This is a genomic window from Cupriavidus sp. GW821-FHT02F09 (genome assembly GCF_059421605.1).
The window spans coordinates 32,803-51,846 of sequence record NZ_JBWKVH010000031.1 but is presented as its reverse complement, the minus strand read 5'-3'; the positions used below and the strand labels follow the sequence as shown (position 1 = coordinate 51,846).

12 protein-coding genes and 1 pseudogene are annotated in these 19,044 nt (G+C 65.7%); 8 read left to right on the top strand and 5 right to left on the bottom strand.

Annotated features, from left to right (window positions below):
* Window positions 1-513: 513 nt before the first annotated feature.
* Both AC07XB_RS27400 and AC07XB_RS27395 read left to right on the top strand, forming a co-directional pair.
* On the top strand, window positions 514-1,383 hold the full coding sequence (locus tag AC07XB_RS27400; protein WP_492376701.1) for a DUF1653 domain-containing protein: 870 nt from the start codon (window positions 514-516) through the stop codon (window positions 1,381-1,383).
* A 4-nt stretch (window positions 1,384-1,387) separates the two neighbouring features.
* A pseudogene (locus tag AC07XB_RS27395) lies at window positions 1,388-2,227 on the top strand (phosphatase PAP2 family protein); the annotation flags it as partial.
* A gap of 157 nt (window positions 2,228-2,384) precedes the next feature.
* On the opposite strand, the gene paeA reads toward AC07XB_RS27395, so the two are convergent.
* Window positions 2,385-3,698, bottom strand: a complete 1,314-nt coding sequence (gene paeA / locus AC07XB_RS27390; RefSeq protein WP_492376700.1) for a polyamine export protein PaeA — start codon at window positions 3,696-3,698, stop codon at window positions 2,385-2,387.
* Window positions 3,699-3,783: 85 nt separating this feature from the next.
* Window positions 3,784-4,737 carry a LysR family transcriptional regulator gene (locus AC07XB_RS27385; protein WP_492830455.1) on the bottom strand — a complete coding sequence of 318 codons (954 nt, stop codon included), beginning with the start codon at window positions 4,735-4,737 and terminating at the stop codon, window positions 3,784-3,786.
* A 137-nt stretch (window positions 4,738-4,874) separates the two neighbouring features.
* Here AC07XB_RS27385 and AC07XB_RS27380 point away from each other — a divergent pair, with 137 nt between their 5' ends.
* The 4 genes from AC07XB_RS27380 to AC07XB_RS27365 all read left to right on the top strand — a co-directional run bounded on the left by AC07XB_RS27380 (window position 4,875) and on the right by AC07XB_RS27365 (window position 8,803).
* Window positions 4,875-6,137 (top strand): D-amino acid dehydrogenase, encoded by a 1,263-nt coding sequence (locus AC07XB_RS27380; protein ID WP_492830457.1) that lies wholly within the window; start codon window positions 4,875-4,877, stop codon window positions 6,135-6,137.
* A 104-nt stretch (window positions 6,138-6,241) separates the two neighbouring features.
* Window positions 6,242-7,162: a glutamate/aspartate ABC transporter substrate-binding protein gene (locus tag AC07XB_RS27375; RefSeq protein ID WP_492376697.1), complete on the top strand. Its 921-nt coding sequence runs from the start codon at window positions 6,242-6,244 to the stop codon at window positions 7,160-7,162.
* 153 nt (window positions 7,163-7,315) lie between these two features.
* Window positions 7,316-8,113, top strand: a complete 798-nt coding sequence (locus AC07XB_RS27370) for a transporter substrate-binding domain-containing protein (protein WP_492376696.1) — start codon at window positions 7,316-7,318, stop codon at window positions 8,111-8,113.
* Between the two features lie 30 nt (window positions 8,114-8,143).
* Entirely contained in the window at window positions 8,144-8,803 is a 660-nt protein-coding gene (locus tag AC07XB_RS27365) for an amino acid ABC transporter permease (RefSeq protein ID WP_492376695.1), read from the top strand.
* A gap of 890 nt (window positions 8,804-9,693) precedes the next feature.
* Here AC07XB_RS27365 and cphA (AC07XB_RS27360) read toward each other — a convergent pair.
* Window positions 9,694-12,264: a cyanophycin synthetase gene (gene cphA / locus AC07XB_RS27360; protein WP_492830459.1), complete on the bottom strand. Its 2,571-nt coding sequence runs from the start codon at window positions 12,262-12,264 to the stop codon at window positions 9,694-9,696.
* A 20-nt stretch (window positions 12,265-12,284) separates the two neighbouring features.
* A complete protein-coding gene (gene cphA, locus AC07XB_RS27355) occupies window positions 12,285-14,921 on the bottom strand; it encodes a cyanophycin synthetase (RefSeq protein WP_492830461.1) in 2,637 nt (878 codons plus the stop codon).
* A 240-nt stretch (window positions 14,922-15,161) separates the two neighbouring features.
* Here cphA (AC07XB_RS27355) and AC07XB_RS27350 point away from each other — a divergent pair, with 240 nt between their 5' ends.
* The gene (locus AC07XB_RS27350; RefSeq protein WP_492830463.1) at window positions 15,162-17,450 is read left to right on the top strand and encodes a cyanophycin metabolism-associated ABC transporter; all 2,289 of its coding nucleotides are present in this window, start codon (window positions 15,162-15,164) and stop codon (window positions 17,448-17,450) included.
* Between the two features lie 14 nt (window positions 17,451-17,464).
* A complete protein-coding gene (locus tag AC07XB_RS27345) occupies window positions 17,465-17,935 on the top strand; it encodes a cyanophycin metabolism-associated DUF1854 family protein (RefSeq protein ID WP_144409738.1) in 471 nt (156 codons plus the stop codon).
* Between the two features lie 8 nt (window positions 17,936-17,943).
* Here AC07XB_RS27345 and AC07XB_RS27340 read toward each other — a convergent pair whose 3' ends face one another.
* Complete coding sequence (locus AC07XB_RS27340; RefSeq protein ID WP_492830465.1) at window positions 17,944-18,816, bottom strand: hypothetical protein; 873 nt, start codon at window positions 18,814-18,816, stop codon at window positions 17,944-17,946.
* Window positions 18,817-19,044: the final 228 nt, after the last annotated feature.

Below are 19,044 nucleotides of genomic sequence, written 5' to 3'. Positions count from 1 at the left end.
TGGGCGGGCCTGGGCAGGGGAGCCTTCGGGCTCGCCGGATCCTTTTCGCCGGTACGCCAACCTTGCCTCGCGCCCGCCCGCCTACCCACCCCGACTGGTGTCGAGGTGCAGGATCGGGGCTAGCGGCGTAATCGATGACGGTGGTGGCGCCTGCGAAGCGCGCCGGACATGGCAACCCTGCCGCCAGACCTCTATATTGGTTAAGTGGCAACCGCCACGTCGACCAGAATGGAGGTAAGGCATGAGCCGGAACGCTCACTCCAATTCGAAGCGGCCATCCCCGAACATCCGGTTTGAGAAACGGCACAGCAAGGAGAGCGAGGTGCAGGAGATGTCTCTCAAGGACCCGAAGATGGCTGAACCTGGCGCGATGCGTCAGCGCACGCATCGCAAGTAATGTAGCCAACGCGTAGCCAACCACGCAGTCAACCCTGCGCGCCCGCGCGGGGCCCGCAAGCGGCCCCGCGTGGTCAATGCACTATCATGACGCTGCTCCGATTTGAACAGCCGCTCATGACACAGTCTTCTTGCCCGCCTTCCCCGCACGCCTTGCCCGGCGCAGATGGGTCCTCCGACTATCTCCACGGCATGCCCTATCGCCATTACAAGGGCGGCGCCTATGCCATGGTTGGCCTCGGAGTGATCGAGTCTGACCTGTCGCAGGTGGTGGTGTACGAGTCGATGCGGGACCGCTCCCGCTTGTGGGTGCGGCCGCTGGATGTGTTCGGTGAAAACGTGGACACGCCGCAGGGCACGCAAGCGCGTTTCGCGCCGGACTGGCCGGCTGCGCTGGCTTGCCTGGACTTCTTGCCGCGCGCGACGGTGTTGCAGGTGCTGGCCTGCTACGACGCGCCTTACCGCCACTACCACGATCGCCGCCATGTGCTGGAGATGTTCGCGCTGGCGCAGGCGCGCGGCATTGCGCTCGCGCCCGCGCAGGCGCTTGCCGTGCTGTTCCACGACGCGGTCTACGTGCCGGGCTGCGAGCACAACGAAGCGGCGTCGGCCGCGTTGATCGAGACCATGGTGAGCGGGGTCGATGCGGCGGTGACAGCGCTGGCCGCGCGCATCGTGATGGATACCTGCGGGCATCGTGCATCGGTGCCGGAGTCCGAGGCGGTGCTGGATCTGGACCTGTCCCGGCTGGCTGCGCCCGACGCGGAATTCGATGCGTGGACTGTCGCTGTGTTCGAGGAAAACAAGGCGCTGCTGGCCAATCGCACTGGCCTGTCTGGCGATGCCCTGTACGCGGCATTCATGCAGCGGCGGATCGCGTTCCTGCAGGCGATGGCGCAGCGGCCACACTTGTTCCTCACGCCAGCCTTTGCCGATTGCGAAGCGCCGGCACGCGCCAATATCGCGCGTATGGCGGCAGGGGGCTGAGCCGATGGTGGCTGCTCCCGTTCAAGCGCTCGCGGCCGTCCAGCCGGCTGGCGCGTCCTGGCTCACGCCGGCAACCGCGCTGGGCGTGGTGGGCCTTCTCGCTTTGTTCGCGTTGTTGCTGCTCTGTGTGGTGCGCGGCTTGCTGCTGGTGATCCGCCCGCTGGTGCGCAGGCTCGATGCCGCGCGCTTGCGTGCCCGCGATGCGCTGCGGACGCGGGACACGCAGCCGTGGCCGCGCGTGGCCGGCATGCTGGAGCGCGATATCGTCGAGCTGCTCCTGCTGGCGGCAGGCGGTGTGTTGTTGCTGGCTTGCGCAGCCGCGTTGCTGTGGCTGGGCGAATCCATCGCCGAAGGCGCGCCGCTGGTGCAGGTGGACCAGGCGGTGTTCGCGCAGCTTCGCGCGTGGCAGCAGGGCTGGCTGGATACGGCCATGGTGGCGCTGACCGAGCTGGGTGGCGCGCGGGTGTCCGTGGCGGTGGGCGTGGCGGTCTTTGGCTGGCTGGCATGGCGCCGTGCCTGGGTGGCGGCAGCTTACTGGGTGGGGGCGCTGGTTGGCGCGCGCGCCTGCGTGATGGTGCTCAAGCTTGCCCTTGAGCGCAGCCGGCCGGCCAGCATCTACGGCGGCCTGGAGTCGTTCTCGTTTCCTAGCGGCCACGCCACCAGCAGCATGGTGACCTATGGCTTCCTGGCCTTCCTGCTGTGCCTGCGCCAGCCGTGGCGGGTACGGATGCCGGTGGTGGCGCTGACCGCGGTGGTGGTGACGCTGATCTGCCTGTCGCGGCTCTACCTTGGCATGCACTGGCTGTCCGACGTGCTGGCGGGCTGCGCGCTCGGCTTTGCCTGGATCGTGCTGCTGGGCACCGCCTATGCCACCCTGCATGCACCGGAACGCCTGGCGCCGCTGCGCCTGGGCGCGGTCGCCGCCGCGGCGGTGGTGGTGGTTGGCACGTGGATCGTGGTGTTCCAGCTGCCCGGCACGGTCGAGCGGTATCGCCGCGCGCTTACGGCTGGAACGGCGCCGCCAGCGGCAGCCGCGAAACCAGCAACTGATCGATCTTGTGATGGTCGATGTCCAGCACTTCAAAGCGGAATCCCGCAGCCTCGATCGCTTCCGACTTCTTCGGGATCCGCTTGAGCGTGTAGATGACGAGCCCGGCGGCCGTGTCGACGTAATCCTCGCCGGGCAGCTCGTCGAGCTCCAGCGCCTTCTTCAGGTCCACCAGCGGCGTGACGCCGTCGACCAGCCATGAGCTTTCGTCGCGCCGCACGATCTGTTCATCCTCGGTGGAGTAGATGATGTTGCCCATCAGCGCGCCGACGATATCGTCCAGCGTGACGATGCCCACCACCAGCCCGTATTCGTTCATGACCACCGCAAAGTTCTGGTGCATCTCGCGAAAGCGCGTGAGCGATTCGGTGAGCGTCAGCGTGTCCGGGATCACCAGCACGTTCTTGTCGTGGTGTTTGCCGATATTGCCGATGTTGCCGATCACGCCGGTGGAATCGTCGGCAAGGAACAGCTGCAGGATGTCCTTCGAATCGATGTAGCCCAGCACGTCGTCGAGGTTGTGCCCGCACACCGGATATTGCGCGTGCGGATAGTTGACCAGCTTGCGCCGCAGGCTGTCGGGGGATTCGTCCAGGCCGATGTAGACCACATCGTCGCGCGGGGTCATCACCGCGGTGACGCTTTTCGCGTCCAGCTCGAACACGTTCTCGATCAGGTGGATCTCGTGCTTGTGGAGCACGCCGGCCTCCGCCCCGGCATCGACCATGGCGGCGATGTCCTCCGAGGTGATCTGGTCGATGTGCTTGGTGGGCACGCCGAACAGATGCAGCGTGGCATTGGCGGCACCGTTGAAGACGTAGACCAGTGGCTTGAAGATCTTGATGAGCGTGAGCATCGGCCCGATCACCGCCAGCGCGCAGGCTTCGGGAAACGTCATGGCGATGCGCTTGGGGATCAGGTCGGCGAACTGGATAAAGAGCAGGGTGACGATCAGGAAGGAGCCGACATTGGCGATGCGCTGGGTGGTGACCACGTCCAGGTAGGGCAGCAGCGCCGTCTGCAACAGGTCGGAGACATGCTTCTCGCCGACGATACCGGCCAGGATGGCCACGCTGTTGACGCCGATCTGCACGATGGTGAAGAAGTTGCCCGGCTCCTCCTTGAGCAGCATGATCTTGGTGGCGCGGCGGTCGCCACGCTCGGACAGCGTCTGCAGCTTGGTGCGGCGCGATGCGGTCAGCGCGATCTCGGAAATCGAGAAGAAGGCGCTGATCAGGATGAGGAGAAGCAGGGTCAGGGCGAACATAGGTTTGGGAAAGCACCGTTCAGGCACTTTGATGATGGTGCACGGCGCACGGTACTGTCAAATTCCGCAAGGGCGGCGGGACGTTTCATCTAGGCGCATGCTCAAAACTGACCGCCGGCGCTTCCAGTCGCTGCGGCAGCGCAGCAGCCAGTTCCCGTGCGGCGGCGGCAAACTGTTCGCGCATCGCGTCGGCCAGGCTGGAACTGCCGCGGTGGCTGGCGCGCAGCAACTGGATCTCGAAAGGCAACGCGGGCTTGACCTCGTGCAGCGAAACTCGCTGCGGGTTTGCGCCCAGCGCAGTGTACTGGTCGAGCAAGGTAAGGCCCAGGCCGGCATCGACCAGTGCCAGCGCCAGCGAATAGGTCTGGACTTCCAGCGTGGAGCGCGGCTCAAGCGCATTGCGCGCCAGCGTCTGGCGCACCAGCAGCCCAAGCGAGCTGTTGTCGTCGTAGGCAATGAAGGGACGCTCAACCAGCTTGTGCATCGGCACGTCGGCCCGCCGGCCACGGGCCGCCAGCGGCTCGCCGCGCGGCACCGCCAGCAGCATCTGGCCGCCAGCTACCGGCTCGCTGATGATGGCTTCGTGGCGCGGTGGCGAGAAGGCGAAACCCAGGTCGATCTGGTTAGCCAGCAGCCCTTGCACGATCTCGTCGGTGTGGTGGGTCAGTACCTGCACCTGGGTGTCGGGATGGCGCGCGCAAAAGCGGCGTACGGCTGGCACCAGCAGCGGATTGGCCAGGCTGGGCGTGGCCGCCACGCGCAGGCGGCCGGCGCCTTTGTGGCGCAGGCTTTCGGAGATGCGGCGCACCCGCTCGATCTCGCCATATAGCCGCTCGACATCGCCATACAGCGCGCCGGCCTCCGGCGTGGCCTGCAGCCTGCCTTTCACCCGGTCGAACAAACGGAAGCCGAGCGTGGCCTCGGCATGCTGCAGCACGCGCGTGACCACCGGCTGGGAGACGTGCAGCAGGCGCGCGGCCTCACTGACGGTGCCGGTCAGCATGACCGCGCGAAAGACTTCGATCTGACGCAATCGCATGTGGCAGGGGAGGGCGCTGCAGCAAAGCGGCACCCATAGCCTAAAGACATATTCTTGCACGTATTCGCATTGGGCAAAGCGGGCCGCGTGGTCTACCCTGTGTCGGGTCGAGAAGGACCGGATCAAAGAGGCGGGTAATGAAGGTTGTGATCGTAGGGGCGGGCGTGATTGGGATGAGCGCGGCGTGGCGGCTGGCGGGCGACGGGCACGAGGTGACCGTGCTGGAGCGGCACGACGGCCCGGGCGAGGAAACCAGCTTCGCCAACGGCGGGCAGCTCAGCTATAGCTATGTGGCGCCGCTCGCCGGGCCGGGCGTGCTGGCCAAGGTACCCGGGTGGCTGCTGCGCCCTGATTCGCCGATGCGCTTCCGGCCATCGGGCGACCCGGCGCAGTGGCGCTGGCTGGCGGCGTTTGCACGCGCTTGCAATGCCTCGGCCAGCGAGGCCACCACGCGCAAGCTGCTGCGGTTGGCCTTCTACTCCCGCGACCTGATGCAGGCCTTTGTCGACAGCCAGCCGGTGGACTTCGGCTTTGCCCGGCGCGGCAAGCTGATTGTGCACCGCGACGCGGCCGGCTTCGATGCCGCCTGCCGCCTGCTCGATTACCAGGCCAGCCTGGGCTGCGAGCAGCAGGCGCTGGACGGCGACGCGTGCGTGGCGCTGGAACCGGCGTTGGCCGGCATCCGCGGCGAGATTGCCGGGGCGATTCACACGCCGAGCGAGGAAGTGGCCGATTGCCATCGTTTCTGCCTGGCGTTGGCACAGTTGCTGCGTGACCGTCCTGGCGTGTCGCTGCGCTTTGGCACCGACGTGCTGGGCATCGAGCGCGAAGGCGATCGCGTGACCGGCGTGCGTACCGATGCCGGCATCGAGCGGGCGGATGCCGTGGTGGTGGCAGGCGGCATCGGCAGCGTGGCGTTGCTCAAGCCCCTGGGCGTGCGGGCACCGCTGTGGCCGCTCAAGGGCTACAGCATCACGGTGCCAATTCGCGATGGCGAGCGCGCGCCGCACATCAGCATCACCGATGCTGCGCGCAAGATTGTCTATGCCCGCATCGGCAACACCTTGCGCGTGGCGGGCATGGCCGACCTGGTGCGCGCGGATACCGTCATCGACCGTGCCCGCATCGCCACGCTGGCCTTTGAGACCCGCGCGCTGTTTGGCGACATGGCGCCGGGCATGGAGCCGGAGCAGTTGCAGCCCTGGGCGGGCCTGCGCCCGGCCACGCCGACCGGCCTGCCGATGGTGGGCCGGTCGGGCGTGCGCGGCCTGTGGCTCAACATCGGCCACGGCGCGCTTGGCTTCACGCTGGCCATGGGCAGCGCGGGTTTGCTGGCTGATGGCCTGGCCGGGCGCAAGCCGGCCATCAATGACACGGATTTCGCCGGGATGCTGGCTTGATGGGCAGCGTTCCGGGGCAGTTTTTACGTTTGCATTACCGCTGAGAAACACCGCTTCACGACCAGGCAGTACCTCGAGCCATTCCCACCCAAGGAGAAAACGATATGAAATCGCAGGTCCACTCCAACCGATTCTCCCGCTGCCTGCTGGCGGTTGCCATGCTGGCTGGCACCGCAGGCGCTGTCAGCAATGCGCACGCCGCCGACGGCGATACGCTGCGCAAGATCAAGGAAACCGGCGTGATCTCGCTGGGCTATCGCGAGTCCTCCATCCCGTTCTCCTATACCAACGGACGCGATGTGATGGGCTACTCGCACGAGATCCTGCTGCAGATCGTCGACAAGGTGAAGGCGCAACTGCAAAGCCCCAAGCTCGAGATCAAGCTGGTGCCGATCACGTCGCAGAATCGCATTTCGCTGATGCAGAACGGCACCATCGACATCGAGTGCGGCACCACCACCAACAACCTGGAGCGGCAGAAGCAGGTAGCGTTTTCCAACAGCCTGTTTGTCTACGGGCTGCGCATGCTGACCAAGAAGGATTCGGGCGTGAAAGACTTCCCGGATCTCAAGGACCGCAACGTGGTGACCACCGCTGGCACCACGGATGAGCGCCTGCTGGTCAAGATGAATGGCGAGAAGGCCATGAACATGAGCCTGATCAGCGCCAAGGACCACGGGCAGTCCTTCCTGATCCTGGAGACGGGGCGCGCGGTGGCCTTCGTGATGGACGAGCCGCTGCTCTACGGCGAGCTGACAAAGGCCAAGAGCGCCAATGACTGGACCGTGGTGGGCACGCCGCTGCAGACCGAGAACTACGCCTGCATGTTCCGCAAGGACGATCCGTCGTTCAAGGCGCTGGCCGACGGCGTGATCGCCGACCTGATGACCAGCGGCCGCGCCGAGCAGTTGTACAAGAAGTGGTTCCAGTCGCCGATTCCGCCGCGCAACATCAACCTGAACTATCCGCTGTCAGCCGATATGAAGGATCTCTACGCCCATCCTAACGACAAGGCGTTCCAGTAAGCCGGGCGGGGCAGGGCGAATCGTTATTGCTGTTCGACGCGAAATTGCGCTAGGCTAAAAGCCGGCTTGCGCGCTTGGCGGACCAACGCCGGGTTGGCGCTTGCCGGACCGTTGCGGACGCCGTCCGCGTCGGCTGTGCTGACTGGAGAACATATGCGATCGCTTCGTACCGGCTGTCTCAACGCCCTGTTCGCCGTTTCGCTGCTGGCGGCCGGCGCCGCCGCGCAGGCCGCCGACCTGCTCGATACCGTAAAGCAGGCCGGCGTGCTAAAGATTGGGCTGGAAGGCACCTATCCGCCATTCAACTACCGCGGCAGCAACAACCAGCTGGAAGGCTTCGACGTGGATGTGGCGAAGGGCGTGGCGGCCAAGCTGGGCGTCAAGCCGGAGTTTGTCACCACCGAGTGGAGCGGCATCATTGCCGGGCTGCAGGCCGGCAAGTTCGATGTGATCGTCAACCAGGTCGCGGTTACGCCGCAACGCAAGCAGGTGCTGGAATTCTCCACACCTTACGTGTATTCGGCGGCGCAACTGATCCAGCGCAAGGATGACAACCGGCAGTTCAAGTCCCTCGAGGACCTGAAAGGCAAGAAGCTCGGCGTGAGCCTGGGCAGCAACTACAACGAACTGGCCAAGTCGGTCGCCGGCATCGACGTCAAGACCTATCCGGGCGCGCCCGAGTACCTGCGCGACCTGGCCGCGCAGCGCGTGGATGCCGCGCTGAACGACCGCCTGATGATCGGTTACCTGATCAAGACGTCAAACCTGCCGCTGCGGCCCGGCGCGATTGTGGAAGGTGGCAATTCCGAGGTGGCGATCCCCTTTCGCAAGGACAATCCGAAGTTTGCGCAGGCCATCGACCGCGCGCTCGACGAGATGCGCAAGGACGGCAGCCTCGGTAAGCTCTCGGCGAAGTGGTTCGGCAGTGACGTGACCAAGCCGGCCAGATAAGCGCGGGCAGGCCTCCCGCCAGGGCTTTCCATGTCCGCTCTCCAGCTCGTTGCCGCATCGCTGCCCGTGTTGCTGCAGGGCATGCTGCTGACCATCAAGTTCGCGCTGCTGTCGATGATCTTCGGGCTGGTGATCGGCACCATGGTGGCGTTGATGGGCATCAGCCACCAGCCCGTGCCGAAGGCCGTCGCGCGGGCCTATGTCAGCATCATGCGCGGCACGCCGCTGCTGGTGCAGATCTTCGTGGTGTATTACGGCTTGCCGGGCATCGGCATCGCGCTGGAACCCACCCCGGCGGGCGTGTTGACGCTGAGCCTGAACGTAGGGGCGTATCTCTCGGAGAGCATGCGCGGCGCCATCCTCGGCATCCCGCGCGGGCAGTGGCTGGCGGCTTACAGCCTGGGCCTGACGCAAGGCCAGACCTTGCGCTACGTGGTCGGCCCTCAGGCGCTGCGGCTGGCGGTGCCGAGCCTGTCGAACAGCCTGATCAGCCTGATCAAGGACACCTCGCTGGTGTCTGTGATCACGGTGACGGAGCTGCTGCGCACGGCGCAGGAGGTGATTGCCGCGACCTACCAGCCGTTGCCGCTTTATCTTGCCGTGGCTGCTATTTATTGGATGCTTAGTACGGCGCTGGCGCATGTGCAGCGGTTGTTGGAGAGGCGGCTGTCGTTGCCGGGGAGGCATTAGGGGTGGGGGGGATAGGGGGGATAGGGGGGATAGGGGGGGATTTGGGCGGCGTTGGCCTTTGCACCCAACAGCCATACGACATCCCCCTGCGGGGGCTGCCGGTCACTCTTCTTTGCGTCGGCAAAGAAGACTAACGAGAAGAAAGCCGACCCTGCCGGGGGCAGAGCAATCAGGCTTATGTGAGGCTGTGGTTGCGTCGTACGGCCCGGAGTGCCGGCGGGCATCTGCCGGTACCGGCTTCACTGATCACGACCATGCCGGCTTCCGGGATTCGTGGTGAGGCCCCCGGTAGCAGACACCACTTGCTTCAAGCCGTCTGTCGCTCGCGCAGTGGCCGGCCACGAAGTTGCAAGCGCACCGGTTCCGTCGTGGGCGCGGTGGCACCGGGTTGATATGCTCGGGGCCTTCACCACCGCGCCCGCCCCACCACGAAACCACTGACGGGCGATGTGTCGTGATGGCGCGCGCTGGTAACGGCAGATTGGCGAATGGGCAAGGATTCCGCTACCGGGGGCCGTACTGCGAATCCCGGAAATCGGCAGCGTCGTGGCCCTTCAAACCGGTACCGGCAGATGCCCGCAGAACTGTGGCCGTACGACGCAACCAGCGCCCCTAGCACCCGCGATTGCTCTGCGCCCGGCAGGGTCGGCTTTCTTCTCGTTAGTCTTCTTTGCCGACGCAAAGAAGAGTGACCGGCAGCCCCCGCAGGGGGATGTCGTATGGCCCTTGGGTCCAAAAACCAACGCCGCTTAAAGAAACAGCGACCAACCCTGCACAGCAACGTCATACGGCTGTTGGGTACAAGACACCAACCAACGCCAATCAAAATCAGAATGCAAGAAAGCCAGCCGATGAGGCTGGCTTTCTTGTTTACCGCGAGGCTATCCAACTCACCCCTGAGCAATCCTCCGCTCAATATGCGCCAGCGCCTCCTCCACCTGATCCACCAAAATCAAGCAAAGATCCCCCGACTGCAAATGCGACAACGCCGTATCGATAGCAAGGAACTCCCCACGGATCTCCTCGACTGTGCTGGCGCGCTTCGCGCCCTCCAGGCCGTCGCGCAGCAAGGCCAGCACTTCGCCGTCCTCGCGTCCGCGCTGGCACTGGTCCTGGTACAGGATCACTTCGTCGAACACATCGCCAAGGATCTCCGTCTGGCGGCGGATATCGACGTCGCGGCGGTCGCCGGCACCGCTGATCACCACCGAGCGGCGCTTGGCGGGCATGCCTTCGATGGCGTTGCACAGCGCCTGGATCGCATCCGGGTTGTGGCCGTAGTCGGCGATCAGCGTCGCGCCCTTGTAGTCGAACACGTTGAAGCGGCCGGGGGCGGTGGCTGCATCGTTGACGAAGGTCGCCAGGCTGCGGCGGATCACTTCCCAGTCGATGCCCAGTGCCCACGCCGCCGCGGTGGCGGACATGGCGTTCTCGACCTGGAAGCCGATCGAGCCGCCGCGCGTCAGCGGAATGCTCGACAGCGCGATGCGCTCCTGATGCTCGCCTTCGGCGGCCACGATATGGCCATCCTCGACGTACACCACGCGCTTGCCCTGCGCGCAGTGCGTAGCCATCACGGGGTTGTTGAGGTCGGCCGCGAAGAACGTCACGGCGCCCGGGCAGGCGTCGGCCATGCGCACCACCATGGGGTCCGCGGCATTGAGCACGGCCATGCCGTGCGGTGCCACGTTCTGCACGATGACGCTTTTCAGCACGGCGAGGTCTTCCACGGTGCTGATAAAGGACAGCCCGAGGTGATCGCCTTCGCCCACATTGGTGACCACCGCCACGTCGCAGCGGTCGAAGGCCAGGCCTTCGCGCAGCAGGCCGCCGCGCGCGGTCTCGAACACGGCGGCGTCCACGTCGGGGTGCATCAGCACATTGCGGGCGCTGCGCGGGCCGCTGCAGTCGCCGGTGTCGATGCGCTCGCCCTTGACGTAGACACCGTCGGTGCCGGTCATGCCGATGCGCAGGCCGCTGCCGGCCAGCAGGTGGGCAATCAGGCGGACCGTGGTGGTCTTGCCGTTGGTGCCGGAGACCGCCACCACGGGGATGCGGCCATCGTCGCCGTCGCCGAACATCGTGGAGATGATGGCTTCGCCCACCGCACGGCCCTTGCCGTAGGAGGGCTGCAGGTGCATGCGCAGGCCCGGCGCCGCATTGACTTCGACGATGCCGCCGGCTTGTTCCTCGAACGGCTTGAGCACGGTCTCGCAGACCGCGTCGACGCCGCAGATGTCCAGGCCAACCATGCGCGCGGCCGCCACGGCGCGGGCTGCCATGTCCGGGTGCACATCGTCGGTGACGTCCGTCGCGCTGCCGCCGGTGGACAGGTTGGCGTTATTGCGCAGCACCACGCGGGTGCCCTTGGGCGGCACCGCATCCGCGGTGAGATGCTGCTTGGCCAGCGTGGCCAGCGCTATATCGTCAAAGCGGATCTTGGTCAGCGAGGTGGCGTGTCCCTCGCCGCGGCGCGGGTCGCGATTCACTTCCTCGACCAGTTGGCGCACGGTGTGCTTGCCATCGCCGGTGACCTGCGGCGGATCGCGGCGGGCCGCGGCGACCAGGTGGTTGCCCACCACCAGCAGGCGGAAATCGTGGCCGGGAATATAGCGCTCGACGATCACGTCGGAGCTGATCTCGGCGGCGACTTCATAGGCGGCGATGACTTCCTCGCGGGTGCGGATGCGCACAGCCACGCCCTTGCCCTGGTTGCCGTCGCGCGGCTTGACCACCACCGGCGCATCGATTTCCTGCGCGGCGGCCCAGGCTTCGTCGGGGTCCGAGACAGAGCGGCCCATCGGCACCGGCACGCCGGCGGCGTGCAGCAGCTTCTTGGTGAGTTCTTTGTCTTGCGCGATCGATTCCGAGACCGCGCTGGTCATGTCGGTTTCGGCGGCCTGGATGCGGCGTTGCTTGCTGCCCCAGCCAAACTGGACCATGCTGCCTTGCGTCAGGCGGCGATAAGGAATGCCGCGTGCCACGCCCGCATAGACGATGGAGCCGGTGCTCGGCCCCAGGCGCACGTCTTCGTCGAGCTCGCGCAGGCGATGCAGCGCATCGGCCAGGTCGAACGGCATGTCATCGCGCGCGGCGCGGCACAGCGTGGCGGCGAGTTCCAGCGCCAGCCGGCCGACTTCTTCCTCGCTGTACTGCACCACCACCTGATAGGTGCCGGGTTCGACAGTGGGCGCGGTGCGGCTGAAGCTGACCGGGCAGCCGGCCTCTGCTTGCAGGCGCATGGCCGCGCATTCGAGCGCGTGCGCCAGCGACACCACGCCTTCGTTGTCATCGGGCCGCAGCGGGCCTACCTCGGGAAAGCGCGCGCGCAGGCGCTCTTCAAAACCGGGCAGCTGTGCCAGCGTGTGGGCCTCGTCGGAGCAAGAAACGATGGCTTCGATGGCGGTGTGGCGGCACCACAGGTTAGGGCCGCGCAGGGCCCGGATACGTGAGACTTCCATGAAATCAGTTTCCTTGCGGATCAGGCGCGGCGGCCCGGTTGGCCCATCCACTGGTGCACCAGGTCGATCGTCGGCAGGGTCGTCGCCTCATCGCATTGTAGGACCAGCAGGTCGCCGGCCACTACTTGCGCGAGCGCGGCCTCGATCGCCTGGCGGCGCGAGCCCTCGTCGATGATCTTAGTCACGCGCCGTCCTTCATACAGGCCCTGCTTGAGCAGCGCGCGTGCCTCGGCGTCCGGCAGCGCGCGCTTGACCGAAGTGTCTTCGCACAGGAAGACGCGGTCGAACGCGGCGCCCAGCACCTTGCCTTGCTTGACCATGTCTTCGTCGCGGCGCGGCGCGCCGGCGCCGTACACCACCACGCGGCGCTCGCTCGGGAAGCGTTCCAGCGATGCCACCAGCGCTTCCAGCGCGGGTGCATTGTGGGCGTCGTCGATCACCACGATGGCACCGTTGCGCTCGAACAGCGTGAAGCGTCCGGGCACATCCACCTGGCCCACATCGAATGTCACCACGCCAGCACGAATCAGGTCGTTGGAGATGCCCAGCGCCCAGCCGGTGGCCACAGCCGCCAGCACGTTCTCGACCTGGAAGGCCACGCGGCCCGCATAGGTGAGGGGGATCGCGGCCACATCGGCCAGCGGCACCTCGCGGCTGCCGGTGGCGAGCACCACCTTGCCGTCGCGCACGTAGACCGCGCGGCGGCCCGCCGCGCGATGCGCGGCAATGGCGGGCAGGTCAGCCGTCATGCCGAAGAAGATCACGTCGCCATCGCACAGCTCGGCCATCTCCACGACCAGCGGGTCGCGCGCGTTGAGCACCGCCACGCCGCCGTCCAGTACCACGTCGACTTGGGTGCGCAGCACGTTGTACATCTTCTCGACTTCCTCGACGTAATACTGGCCAAGGTGGTCGGGCACATCGATATTGGTCACCACGCCGACCTGGCAACGGTCGTAGGCGAGGCCTTCGGACAGGATGGCGCCGCTGTCGTTCTCGAGCACGGCGGCATCCACCGCGCGGTTCATCAAGATGCGGCGGGCCGCGTCCCAGTTGGCGCGGTCACCGCCCTGCACCTGGCGGCGGTCCAGGTAGAGGCCGTCGCTGCAAGCCAGGCCGGTGTGCTTGCCCGAGAGCTGCAGCAGGCGTGCGACCAGCTTGGCCACCACGGTCTTGCCGTTGGTGCCGGTGATGCCGACCACGGGAATGCGGCCGTTATCGTCGCCTTCGCCAACCGGGAACAGGTGATCCACCACGGCACGGCCCACCGGGCGGGCTTCGCCGTTGGAGGGCTTCAGGTGCATCAACAGGCCGGGGCCGGCATTGACCTCGACAATGGCGCCGCGCTGCTCGGCGAGCGGCCGCGAAATGTCCTGCGCCACCAGGTCGACGCCGGCGATGTCCAGGCCCACGATGCGGGCGGCCAGCGAGGCATGCGCGGCCACGCTCGGGTGCACGCGGTCGGTCACATCGAAGGCCACGTTGCCGTTGCGCTGGATCAGCACATGCTTGCCCTCGGGCGGTACGGACGTGGCGTCAAAGCCCTGGCGCTTGAGTTCCAGGCGCGCGGCCGAATCCAGCCGTACCTTGTTGAGCGGGTGGTCTTCGGTGCTGCCGCGGCGCGGGTCGGAATTGATCTGCGACTCGATCAGCTCGTCGATGGTCGACTTGCCGTCGCCGGTCACGCTGGCGGTCTCGCCCATGGCGGCGGCCACCAGGCGGCCGCCCACCACCAGCAGGCGGTGTTCGTTGCCCAGCACAAAGCGCTCGACGATGACGCCACTGCCCTCATCGATGGCGACGCCGTAGGCGGTCTCGACTTCTTCGCGCGTGGTCAGGTTGGTGAACACGCCGCGGCCGTGGTTGCCGTCATAGGGCTTGACCACCACCGGCAGGCCGATGTCCTCGGCGGCGTCCCAGGCGTCGGCGGCACTTTCCACCAGCCGGCCTTCGGGCACGGGCACGCCGCAGGATTCCAGCAGGCTCTTGGTCAGGTCCTTGTCACGCGAGATGCTCTCGGCAATGGCGGCGGTGCGGTCGGTCTCGGCAGTCCAGATGCGGCGCTGGCGGCTGCCATAGCCGAGTTGCACCAGGTTGCCCTCGGACAGGCGCAGCGCCGGGATGTCGCGGTCGTCGGCTGCGTCGACGATGCAGGCAGTGCTCGGACCCAGGCAGTGCTTGTCCACCAGGCGTCGCAGGTGATCCACCGTCTCCTGAACGTCATAGGGACGGTCCTCGATGGCGGCCATCACCAGGTCGCGGGCGGCGAACAGGGCGGCACGGGTGACATCCTCGTGCCAGGCCCGCACGATCACCTTGTAGACACCCCGGATCGGGGTCTCGCGCGCCTTGCCGAAGCCGCCGGGCATGCCGGCGAGGTTCTGCAGCTCAAGCGTGACGTGTTCCAGGATGTGGCCAGGCCACGTGCCGTCCTTGAGCCGCTGCAGGAAGCCGCCGCGCTCGCCGATACTGCAGCGATGCTCGACCAGCGAGGGCAGCCATGCCGACAGGCGCTCGTAGAACCCCGGAATCTTGTTGGAGGGAAAATCCTCCAGTTCCCCGATATCGACCCACGCCTCCAGCACAGGCCGATATGTCCACATATTCGGGCCGCGCAGCGACATGACATCGAAAATCTCAATGTCCTTCTTTTTCATTGATTTAGCTTGAGGCAGTGGGCGAGTGCCCGAGAAATAGAAGCCTAACCTTTCAGTAACGTTACAACGGTCAGCCGGTTGACTTTCTTGATTAAAAAGCGATTGTGCAGTGCATCAGGGGCGCCCGTGTGTTTGGCCTTATGTATACTGCGGGCAAATCGGCGGGCCGCCAGGGCGCGCCCGCGCTAAATTGTTTCAAGTTATGTCCATAGCCCAAGGACGCAGCATGCCGTACCAACGATGACCCAACCTTCCTTGCCCGTGATTGACAGCGACGCCCACAACGAGCCGTGGCGTAACGAACTCGGCACCCGCCTGCAAGCTGGCGAAGCCGTGCTTGCCTGGCTCGAAGTCGACCTTGACGCAAAGCTGCATTTTACCCAAGGCTGGGTACTTGTGACGGATCGTCGCTTGCTGGCGCGCATGCCGGGGCAAAAAGACTGGCAGGAATGGGCGATCCAGCCCGGATTATCGCTGCATCACGCCGATCATGCGGGGGTTGGCACGCTGGAGTTGCAAGACAACGGGCGATTGCTGGCCAGTTGGCGCTACACGCTGGGCCACAACCCGGCTGCGTTGCGCCTGATCGACCAGTTCCACGCGCAGCGCGACCTGTCGGCCTCGGGCCGGGCAGGGCGGCTGGATCTGGATGCCGAAGCGGTCTGCCCGACCTGCAAGGCCCCGCTGCCCCCGGACGACGACCAATGCCCGCAATGCAGCCGTGACCTGGAAACGCCGCCTTCGACCTGGGCCCTATTGCGCCTGTGGCGGTTTGCCCGGCCGTACCGCTTCCAGTTGCTGGCCGGTTTCCTGCTGACGCTGCTGTCCACCGCCGCGACGCTGGTGCCGCCGTACCTGACCATGCCGTTGATGGACAACGTGCTGATTCCCTACCAAAACGGGCTGCCCATCGACTACGACCGGGTCAAGCTGTACCTGGCCGGCCTGCTGGGTGCGGCGCTGGTTGCATGGAGCCTTGGCTGGGCTCGCACCTATCTGCTGGCGCGGGTGTCCGAGCGCATCGGCGCGGACCTGCGCACCACCACCTACGAGCACCTGCTGCGTCTGTCGCTGGAGTACTTCGGCGGCAAGCGCACGGGCGACCTGATGGCCCGCATCGGCTCGGAAAGTGATCGCATCTGCGTATTTCTGTCGCTACATCTGCTGGATTTCGCCACCGACGTGCTGATGATCGTCATGACGGCGGCCATCCTGATTTCGATCAACCCGTGGCTGGCGCTGGTGACCCTGGTGCCGCTGCCGTTCATCGCGTGGATGATCCACCTGGTGCGCGACCGGCTGCGCCACGGCTTCGAGAAGATCGACCGGATCTGGTCGGAGATCACCAACGTGCTGGCCGATACCATCCCGGGCATCCGCGTGGTCAAGGCCTTTGCGCAGGAAAAGCGCGAAGTGGAGCGCTTCCGCGAAGCCAACCGGCACAACCTGGCCATCAATGACCGGGTCAACGCGGTGTGGTCGCTGTTCACCCCGACCGTCACGCTGCTGACCGAGATCGGCTTGCTGGTGGTGTGGATCTTCGGCATCTGGCAGGTCTCGCACAACGCGATCACGGTCGGCGTGCTGGTGGCCTTCCTCACCTATATCAGCCGCTTCTACACACGCCTGGATTCGATGAGCCGCATCGTCTCGGTCACGCAGAAGGCCGCCGCCGGCGCCAAGCGCATCTTCGATATCCTCGATCACGTCTCCAGCGTGCCGGAACCCACGCGGCCGGTGCACCTGGAGCGTGTGGAGGGCGCCATCGAGCTGCGCGAGCTGGGCTTCCGCTACGGCAACCGTGCCGTAATCCGCGGGCTCAACCTGTCGATCGCACCGGGCGAGATGATTGGCCTGGTGGGACACAGCGGGTCGGGCAAGAGCACGCTGGTCAACCTGATCTGCCGCTTCTACGATGTCTCCGAGGGCGCGATCCGGCTGGACGGCGTCGATATCCGCTCGCTGCCGGTCTCGGAGTTCCGCAGCCATATCGGGCTGGTGCTGCAGGAGCCGTTCCTGTTCTTTGGCACGATTGCCGAGAACATTGCCTACGGCAAGCCGGGTGCTTCGCGCGAAGAGATCATCGCCGCGGCGCGCGCCGCTCATGCGCACGAGTTCATCCTGCGCCTGCCGCACGGCTATGACTCTCTCGTGGGCGAGCGCGGGCAGGCGCTGTCCGGCGGCGAACGCCAGCGTATCTCCATCGCTCGCGCGCTGCTGATCAATCCGCGCATCCTGATCATGGACGAGGCCACCTCGTCGGTGGATACGACGACGGAGAAGGAAATCCAGAAGGCGCTGGACAACCTGGTGCAAGGCCGCACCACCATCGCCATCGCCCACCGCCTGTCCACGCTGCGCAAGGCGGACCGACTGGTGGTAATGGATCGCGGACAGATCGTGGAAGTTGGCAACCACGATGAATTGCTGGCGCGCGAAGGCGCCTACTACAAGCTCTACCAGGCGCAGGCCCGCAATGTCGATGCCGACGCGGAGCTCACCTCCGCCGATGCGGTCAACGTGCAATAAGGATGGGAGCTCACATGCAGCAAGTCGATTTCAAGCTCTCCCGCAATGCCCTTGGCCGCCTGGTGATGACCACGGCAGATGGCGTTGTGCATGATGGTGTCGTTCCCGTGCGCGCCTTCCCCATCGCCGCGCCCGACGACGGCGTCGGCCTCGTCAGTGCCGATGGCCGCGAGCTGGCCTGGCTGCCTCGCCTGGATACCTTGCCTGCCCCGGTGCGCGAGATGATCGAGGCCGAGCTGGCCAGCCGTGAATTCATGCCGGAGATCCGCCGCATCCGCTCGGTGTCGACCTACGCTACCCCCAGCACCTGGGAGGTAGAGACGGATCGCGGCCTCACGTCGCTGGTGCTGCGTGGCGAGGAAGACATCCGCCGCCTCGCCGGCTCCACGCTGCTGATCTCCGACAGCCACGGCATCCATTACCTGGTGCGCAACCTGGCCAGCCTGGACAAGGGCAGCCGCAAGATCCTCGACCGCTTTCTCTAGGCTGCGCTTCAGAGCTTGCCAGTGAAGATCACCCCGACCTGGCGGTCGGGGCGCATCGCAAACAGGTAGATCTGGCCGGGCGTGGGCAAGCTATGCGTGGTGGTGGGGTCGTAGTAAGCGATGCCGCTCATGGGTGTGTTCGCGTAAGGGCAACTCGGCCCAGTCAGCTGCAGGGCAACGTTGTAGACCTTGCCCTGGCGCCGCGGCGTGGCGGTCCCGGTAAAGCTGCAGCCCGAGCCGCTGCCGTCTAGCGTGAGGTTGCCGCTGGCGTCGATGGAAAGCCTTACCGCACCCGCCTTGATTCCGGTCGTGTCGATGATGTTCGACGTGCCGTAGTAAGTCCCCTTCAGGCCGTCGGTGGTCGCGATGAAGTTGTAGTCGGTGCTGTAGGTGGCATTGACGACCGTGCTCCTGCCATTGCGATAGGTGACCTGCGCCTGGATCGACTTGCCCGGCACGTAGGCCGCCATCAGGTTCGCTGCGGTCAGGCTGTAGCCCGCCGCCTCCTGATTGAAGTCCAGCCCGTTGTTATTGGTGGTGAGCGCACCGCTGCCCGAGCTGTAGTTGCCGGTCAGGACCCCGGTCGATACGTCCGGTATGCCCGCCATCGCGTAGAAGGCGTAGTAGACGTTCTCGTCCAACACCAGGATGTTGAACCGCTCGCTGGCGGCAGAGGTACCGATGTAGAAGCCTGAGCCAAGCGCGATGGTGTCGGGTGCCGCCGGGGTCACTGGGGTCGTCGGGGCCGTGGGTGTCGTAGGTGTGGTGGGTGTGGTGGCGGGAGGAGTGCGCACGATCGCCAGTCCGTCACTGTTGTCGCCCGATCCGCCACAGCCTGCGAGGGTCAGCGCAATGCTTGCAGCCCCAATCAGTTTCTTCATTTGTACTTGCCTGTTCCGATGCGCATGGGCGCCTCTGGCGCCGCTTTTCGGTTGCCGAAAAAATCTCGACTGTAACAGATGATTACAATTTGCTAATGACCTTGCGCTTGGCGACCGCGCTGAGCTTGTTCGAGCGCCCAAAAAAAGACGCCCACACAGGATTGGGCGGGCGCTGGAGGGCAACTCCGGACGTGAAGCTACGAAGGCCCGCGTCGGGAAGTCTGCCTC